Genomic DNA, 4,912 nt, shown 5'->3' with positions numbered 1-4,912 from the left:
CTCGCGGCTGGAGCCGCAGCCGAAATTCGGACCCACGACGAGAAAGCAGGCGTCGCGATAGCCGTCCTTGTTCAGCACGAAATCGGGGTTCGGCTTGCCGGCGTTGAAGCGCAGCAGGTTGAAGGCGCCGTCGCTGAGACCGCTGCGGTCCACGCCCTTCAGGAACATCTTTGGCATGATCACGTCGGTGTCGATATTGGGCGTCGTCATCGGCGCGGCGACGCCGGAAACGCGATGGAACGGCGTCATGGCAAATCTCCTCCGATCAGGCTGCGCACGTCGGTGATGTGGCCGGTGACCGCGGCGGCCGCGACCATCGCGGGGCTCATCAGATGCGTGCGCGCGCCCGGTCCCTGGCGGCCCTCGAAATTGCGATTGGTCGAGGAGGCCGAGCGCTGCCCCGGCGCGAGGATGTCGTCATTCATCGCAAGGCACATCGAGCAGCCGGATTGCCGCCACTCCACGCCCGCATCGATCAGGATCTGCGCGATCCCCTCCGCCTCGGCCTGCGCGCGGACCTGGGTCGAGCCGGGCACGACGATGGCCCGGACGCCCGACGCGACGTGGCGGCCCCTGAAAATCTTGGCTGCGTCGCGCAGATCCTCGATGCGTGAGTTGGTGCAGGAGCCGATGAAGGCGAAATCGATCGGCACCGACTGGATCGGCATTCCCGGCTCGAGACCCATATAGGCGAGTGCGCGCATGGCAGCCGTCCTGCGGTCCGCGGCCGCGTTGCTGTCGGGGTCGGGAATGCGATCGGTTACGGCGATCGCCTGGTCCGGGCTCGTGCCCCACGTCACCAGCGGTGCGACCTCGCCGGCGTCGATCGTCATCTCGCGGTCGAAGCGCGCATCGAGATCGGAGCGAAGCTGCAACCAGGCCGCGGCGGCGCGGTCCCACATCTCGCCCTTGGGCGCGCGGGGCCGTCCCACGAGATAATCGAGCACCTTCTGGTCGGGCGCGATGACGACGCCGCGTGCGCCGGCCTCGACGATCATGATCGACATCACGATCCGTCCCTCCACGCTCATTCCGGTCACGGCAGGGCCGGCGAATTCCACCGCGTAGCCGGTGGCCCCGTCCGCGCCGATGCGCCGGATGACTTCCATGACGAGGTCCTTCGCCGTCACGCCGAGCGGCGGGCATCCGCTCACGTTGATGCGCATCGTCTTCAGGCGGCGGTAACGCACCGTCGAGGTCGCCAGATAATGCTCGATGTCGGAGGTGCCGATGCCGTAACCGAGCGCGCCGAAGGCGCCGTAGGCAGTGGTGTGGCTGTCGCCGGCGGCGATCACCATGCCCGGCATCACCAGCCCCTGCTCGGGCGCGACCACATGCTCGATGCCCTGGCGGGGATCCAGGATGTCGAAATATTCGATGCCGAAATCGCGCGCGTTGTCGGCGAAATAGTCGACCTGCCGCGTGGAATCAGCGTCCGGCATCTGCCGCGTGCGGTGCGCCGCAGTCGGGTTGACGTGGTCGACGACCATCAGCGCCGACGAGGGGTTCCACACCTTCCGTCCCGCCGCGCGCAAGCCGGCAAAGGCCTGCGGGCTGGTATATTCGTTGAGCACGGTGCGATCGACATAGAGCAGCACGAGCCCGTCGCCGTCGAGCCGGCGCACCACATGCGCGTCGATGAGTTTGTCGTAGAGCGTGCGCCCGGACATTGCGCCTCCAGGGGAAAATTGGCTTTCCCCGAGCGTGCAGGCCGGCCTTCTGGAAATCCAATGTCACCTCATGATATCATTATGCAGAATTTGCATAAGCAGGGCAGGCCCATGGAAATCAACTGGCTGCACGATTTCATCGCGGTGGCATCGACGCGCAGTTTTTCGCGCGCGGCGGAGCAACGGAATACGTCGCAGCCAGCGTTGAGCCGCCGGATCAAGGCGCTGGAATTGTGGGCGGGCGCGGCGCTGTTCGAGCGCACGACGCATGCGGTGAGCCTGACGTCCGCGGGCGAGGCGTTCCGGCTCACCGCCGAGGACGTCATCCGCCGCCTTTCGTCCGGCCGTCTCGAGGCCCAGGAGCTGGCGCGCGGCTCCTCCGACGTGCTGAAATTCGCATCGACCAACGCGCTGTCGCTGACTTTCTTTCCCGACTGGCTGCGCGGAATCGAAACCGCGCTCTCTTTCGTGCCGAATGTTCAACTCGTCGCCAACCACATGGAGGCGTGCGAGCGCATGCTGCTGGCCGGCGAGGTGCATTTCCTCCTGTGCCACCATCATCCGGCCGCCGTCACCGCGCTGGCGACGTCGCATTTCCGGTCCGTGCATGTCGGCAATGACTGCCTGATCCCTGCGTCGGTGCCGGCTTCGAAGTCGGACAAGGCGCCGCGCTTCAAACTGCCGGGAACGGAGGCGGCGCCGGTGCAATTCCTGAGCTATCGCTCTGAATCGGGGATGGGAAAAATCCTCGAAGCGGTCCGCTCGACCTCTCCGCTTCAACCGCAGCTGAAGCCGGCGTTCACCTCGCATCTGGCAAAGCTCCTCGTCACCATGGTGCAGGCCGGTCGTGGCATGGCCTGGCTTCCGGAAAGCCTCATCCTCGATCAGCTTGCATCAGGCGAGCTGGTGAGGGCAGGCGGACGGGGGTGGGAGATTCCGATCGAGATCCACGTGTTTCGGCCGAAGTCACGGCTGACGCCGGCAGCGGAAGCGTTCTGGAAGCACGTTCAGGCGCATCCGCCGAAGAGCACCACGCAGAAGCCGGAGCGCGTGCGCCGGCGCCGCAGCCAGCGGCCTACTCCTCCGGCTCGGTCGTGAACAGCAGCGGATAGCCCTTGGCACGGCCGGCATCGGTGGCGCGCGTGGCCTTGGTCTCGGCGACGTCCTTGGTGAAGACGGCGACCACGCAGGCCCCGAGCTTGTGGGCGGTGATCATGACCTTGTAGGCCTGATCCTCGGTCATGCGGAATTCGGCCTTCAGGATCATGGTGACGAATTCACGCGGCGTGAAATCGTCGTTGATCAGGATGACCTTGTGCAGCTTGGGCCGCTCGACCTTGGTCCTGGTCCTGGTTTTCGGCTTGGTGACGGCGTCGTTCATCGTGTCCTGAAAAGTCCCTTCCAGACCGCTTATTATATTGCACGCCCGGGGGGCTCTCCAAGATGGGGCAACCGCTCATCATCATGCCCGAGGTGATGGGCAGGAATGCGTCGATTGTGCGGGTGCCCTCACGGCAGCGCCCTGACGAGTTGCAATGCGGCTATGAGCGCACCCACAGACAACACGACCGACCCAACCATATAGGCCGCGGAGGCCCATGTTTGCCCGCGCTCGATCAGGGACCAGGCATCCAGCGAGAATGTCGAGAATGTGGTGTAGCCACCGCAGATCCCGACCGTAAGGAAGATACGGGCGGCCTGCGGCAGGTTCCATCTGGTGGCGAACAGAGCAGCGAAAAGGCCGATCAGGAACGATCCCGTCACGTTGATGATCAGAGTGCCCCAGGGAAAGTCGGTGCCGAACAGCCGGCCCGAGGCGATCGCGACGAGGTAGCGCACGACCGCACCGAGTGCTCCGCCCGCTGCGACGGCCAGAATATATTGAACGTTCAACGTCTCGTCCCCCAGTTTGCGACCTGCATGATCATTTGTTCTCCTCCGCCAGCCCGTTGCCCACGGTGAGCAGTCCCACCAGCGCGACCAGTGCGAAGCCGAGCCCGGCCAGGAACGTGCCGGCCGGACCATAGGCGTCCCACAGCGCGCCGGCGATCACGCTCGCGGCCAGCAGGGCCAGTCCCGTGAACAGGTTGAAATAGCCGAATGCGGTGCCGCGCAGGCTCGGCGGCGCGGCGTCGGCGACGAGGGCCGAGAGCAGGCCCTGCGACAATCCCATATGCAGCCCCCACAGCACGACGCCGAGCGCGAGGCCCGCGAGGGTCGGCAGCAGCGCGAGCGCGAGATCGGCGCCGGCGAGGAAGACGAGGCCGAGCGCGAGCAGGCCGGTGCGGTTGATGCGGTCCGACAGCACGCCGGCCGGATAGGCAGAGAGTGCATAGACGATGTTCATCAGCACCAGCACCGCCGGCACCCACATCGCATTGAGGCCGATGTTCTGGGCGCGCAGGATCAGAAAGGCCTCGCTGAAGCGCGCCAGCGTGAAGACGATGCCGACCGCCACGACGCGCCAGTAGACGGAGCCAAGCCGCCGCATCGCGGAGGTGTTCAGCGGATTCCTCGCGGGCTCCCGGCTCGGGTCCGGGTCCGGCTCGCGCACCGCAAAGGCGATCAGCCCGAAGGACAGGAAGGCCGGCAGCACCGCGACCCAGAAGACAAGGACAAAATTGTCCGCCGTCCACCACATCAGGCCGATCGCGACGAGCGGCCCGACGAAAGCGCCGATGGTGTCGAGCGACTGCCGCAGGCCAAAACTCGCGCCGCGCAGGCCCGTAGGCGCGATGTCGGCGATCAATGCATCGCGGGGCGCACCGCGGATGCCCTTGCCGACACGGTCGATGAAGCGCGCCGCCACCAGCCATTCGATACTGGGCGCGAGCGGGAACAGCGGCTTCGTCACCGCGGCCAGTCCATAGCCAAGGGCGGCGAGGAGCTTGCGGCGGCCGAGCCAGTCCGACAATGCACCGGAAAAGATCTTCGTGATCGAGGCCGTCGCCTCCGCGATGCCCTCGATGAAGCCGACGGTCAGCGTGGAAGCGCCGAGCACGGTGACGAGATAGAGCGGCAGCAGCGCGTGGATCATCTCGGAGGAGACGTCCATCAGCATCGAGACGAAGCCGAGCACCCAGATTCCCCTGGGCAGCCCGCTGCGCGCAGCCATCGGTGTCGTTGTCGTCACGCCTTCGCCTTCTCCGGCCGTCCCCCTGGCCACTGTTTCAGGCAACAAAAAACCCGCCAATGGCGGGGTTGTCCATGCTCCCGCCAAAGGCAGAGGCTCAAAGATTGCC

Annotated in this window: 6 protein-coding genes; 1 reads left to right on the top strand and 5 read right to left on the bottom strand. The window is 65.9% G+C overall.

Translation table 11 applies throughout. The annotated features are described in order from the left end of the window. The coding region (locus PMI42_RS12405; protein WP_008134324.1) for a 3-isopropylmalate dehydratase small subunit at positions 1-249 on the bottom strand (249 nt) is incomplete at its 3' end. After that, positions 246-1,670: a 3-isopropylmalate dehydratase large subunit gene (gene leuC / locus PMI42_RS12400; RefSeq protein ID WP_008134322.1), complete on the bottom strand. Its 1,425-nt coding sequence runs from the start codon at positions 1,668-1,670 to the stop codon at positions 246-248. The genes PMI42_RS12405 and leuC, both read right to left, overlap by 4 nt. Positions 1,671-1,781: 111 nt before the next feature. On the opposite strand from leuC, the gene PMI42_RS12395 reads away from it, so the two are divergent. After that, positions 1,782-2,768 (top strand): LysR family transcriptional regulator, encoded by a 987-nt coding sequence (locus PMI42_RS12395; RefSeq protein WP_008134321.1) that lies wholly within the window; start codon positions 1,782-1,784, stop codon positions 2,766-2,768. On the opposite strand, the gene clpS is transcribed toward PMI42_RS12395, so the two are convergent. The 3 genes from clpS to PMI42_RS12380 all read right to left on the bottom strand — a co-directional run bounded on the left by clpS (position 2,746) and on the right by PMI42_RS12380 (position 4,803). Continuing rightward, the gene (gene clpS / locus PMI42_RS12390; protein ID WP_008134320.1) at positions 2,746-3,051 is read right to left on the bottom strand and encodes an ATP-dependent Clp protease adapter ClpS; all 306 of its coding nucleotides are present in this window, start codon (positions 3,049-3,051) and stop codon (positions 2,746-2,748) included. The genes PMI42_RS12395 and clpS overlap by 23 nt on opposite strands. Positions 3,052-3,179: 128 nt before the next feature. Continuing rightward, entirely contained in the window at positions 3,180-3,563 is a 384-nt protein-coding gene (gene crcB, locus PMI42_RS12385; protein ID WP_008134317.1) for a fluoride efflux transporter CrcB, read from the bottom strand. Positions 3,564-3,594: 31 nt separating this feature from the next. After that, entirely contained in the window at positions 3,595-4,803 is a 1,209-nt protein-coding gene (locus PMI42_RS12380) for an MFS transporter (protein WP_035965411.1), read from the bottom strand. Positions 4,804-4,912: the final 109 nt, after the last annotated feature.

The sequence above is a fragment of the Bradyrhizobium sp. YR681 genome (genome assembly GCF_000282615.1).
In the GTDB taxonomy this organism is placed as follows: domain Bacteria; phylum Pseudomonadota; class Alphaproteobacteria; order Rhizobiales; family Xanthobacteraceae; genus Bradyrhizobium.
The sequence above is the reverse complement of the archived record's forward strand: the minus strand, read 5'-3'. Positions and strand labels throughout refer to the sequence as shown.

What these genes read in the sequence shown, in the direction of transcription:
- leuC (WP_008134322.1), bottom strand. Translation starts at nt 1,670, where the DNA reads ATGTCCGGGCGCACGCTCTACGACAAACTCATCGACGCGCATGTGGTG.
- PMI42_RS12395 (WP_008134321.1), top strand. Translation starts at nt 1,782, where the DNA reads ATGGAAATCAACTGGCTGCACGATTTCATCGCGGTGGCATCGACGCGC.
- clpS (WP_008134320.1), bottom strand. Translation starts at nt 3,051, where the DNA reads ATGAACGACGCCGTCACCAAGCCGAAAACCAGGACCAGGACCAAGGTC.